1 protein-coding gene is annotated in these 2,137 nt (G+C 74.9%); it reads left to right on the top strand.

The window, feature by feature from the left end; translation table 11 throughout:
• The coding region (locus K206_RS40490; protein ID WP_043367944.1) for a non-ribosomal peptide synthetase at positions 1-2,137 on the top strand (2,137 nt) is incomplete at both ends.

Below are 2,137 nucleotides of genomic sequence, written 5' to 3' on the forward strand. Positions count from 1 at the left end.
GCAGCGCGCCGACCTGCTGCCGATGCTGCCGGGCGCGGTCGAGGTAATCGACCTGACGCAGCCTGTGCAGGAAACCGATGGCGCAGACCACGACCCCGCGCCGGTACTGCTGCCCGACCACCTCGCCTACGTGATCTACACCTCCGGCTCCACCGGCCGCCCCAAGGGCGTGGGCAACCGCCACGGCGCGCTGCACAACCGGCTGTGGTGGATGCAGGCGCAATACGGCCTCAACGCGCGCGACACGGTGCTGCAGAAAACGCCGTTCAGCTTCGACGTCTCGGTGTGGGAGTTCTTCTGGCCGCTGATGACCGGCGCGCGGCTGGTGCTGGCCGCGCCCGGCGACCATCGCGACCCGGCGCGCATCGCCGCGCTGATCGCGCGCCACGGCGTGACCACGCTGCATTTCGTGCCGGCCATGCTGCAGGCCTTCGTCGCCCACGACGAGGTGGCGGCCTCGTGCGCCACGCTGCGCCACATCGTGTGCAGCGGCGAGGCGCTGCCGGCGGCGCTGGCGCGGCGCACCATGACGCTGCTGCCGCACGCCGGCCTGCACAACCTGTACGGGCCGACCGAGGCCGCCATCGACGTCACGCACTGGACCTGCCGCGACGACGGCGGCAGCGCGGTGCCGATCGGCAGCCCCATCGCCAATGTCGACGCCCACGTGCTGGACGGCGCGCTGCATCCGCTGCCCGACGGCGTGGCCGGCGAGCTGTACCTCGGCGGCGCGGGGCTGGCGCGCGGCTACCTGGGCCGCGCCGCGCTGACCGCCGAGCGCTTCGTCGCCGATCCGCATGGCGCGGCGGGCGAGCGCCTGTACCGCACCGGCGACCTGGCGCGCCGCCGCGCGGACGGGCAGATCGCGTACCTGGGGCGGCTGGACCATCAGGTCAAGATCCGCGGCCTGCGCATCGAGCTGGGCGAGATCGAGGCGCGCCTGCTGGCCCACCCGGGCGTGCGCGAGGCGGTGGTGGTGGCGCCGGCCGGCGAAGGCCCGGCGCGGCTGGCCGCCTACGTGGTCGGCGCCGCCGGCGCCAGCCCGGACGTGGCCGAACTGCGCGCGTGGCTGGCGCAGGCGCTGCCGGACTACATGGTGCCCGCCGCGCTGCTGGTGCTGGAGGCGATGCCGGTCAGCGCCAACGGCAAGCTGGACCGGCGCGCGCTGCCGTCGCCGGAATTCGCCGGCAGCGCCGCCTTCGCGCCGCCCGCCGGCGCCGCCGAGACGCAACTGGCCGAGGCCTGGGCGCAGGTGCTGAAGGTGGCGCGCGTGGGCCGCGCCGACAATTTCTTCGAGCTGGGCGGCGATTCCATCCTGAGCCTGCAGATCGTGGCCAGGATGCGCGGCGCCGGCTGGCTGCTCACGCCCAAGCAGCTGTTCGAGCAGCAGACACTGGCCGCGGTGGCGGCGGCACTGGTGCCGCTGGCCATGCCGGCCGCCAGCGCGCAACCGGCGCCGCGCGCGGCCGCGCCGCGCACGCACCTGCGCAGCGAGGACTTTCCGCTGGCGGGCCTGCGGCAGGACCAGTTCGACGCATTGCAGGCGCAGGGGCTGGCGCCCGCCGAGGTGGAAGACCTGTATCCGCTCTCGCCGATGCAGGCCGGCATGCTCTACCACAGCGCCAGCGCGGCCGATGGCGGCGGCGCCTACGTGAACCAGTTGCGGGTGGACATCGACGGGCTGGACGCGGCGCGCTTCGCGCTGGCCTGGCGCGCGGCGCTGGCGCGCCACGACACGCTGCGCAGCGGCTTCCTGCAGCGCGGCGAGCAGCCCTTGCAATGGGTCGCGCGCGAAGTGGAACTGCCGGTCACGCACGAGGACTGGTCCGCGCGCGCCGCCGGTTGCGAGCCGGCGCTCGACCGCTTCGCCGCCGACGATCTCGCGCGCGGCTTCGACCTCGAGCGCCCGCCGCTGATGCGCCTGGCGCTGATCCGCACCGGCCCGCGCCGCCATCACCTGGTCTGGACCGTGCACCACCTGCTGCTCGACGGCTGGAGCACCGCGCAACTGCTGGGCGAGGTGCTGCGCCAGTATGCCGGCGAGGCGGTGCCCGCCGCCGCCGGCCGCTTCGCCGACTACATCGGCTGGCTGCAAGGCCGCGATGCCGGCGCGGCGCAGGCGTTCTGGAGCGCGCAG

It is taken from the genome of Cupriavidus sp. WS (genome assembly GCF_000395345.1).
GTDB lineage: Bacteria > Pseudomonadota > Gammaproteobacteria > Burkholderiales > Burkholderiaceae > Cupriavidus > Cupriavidus basilensis_B.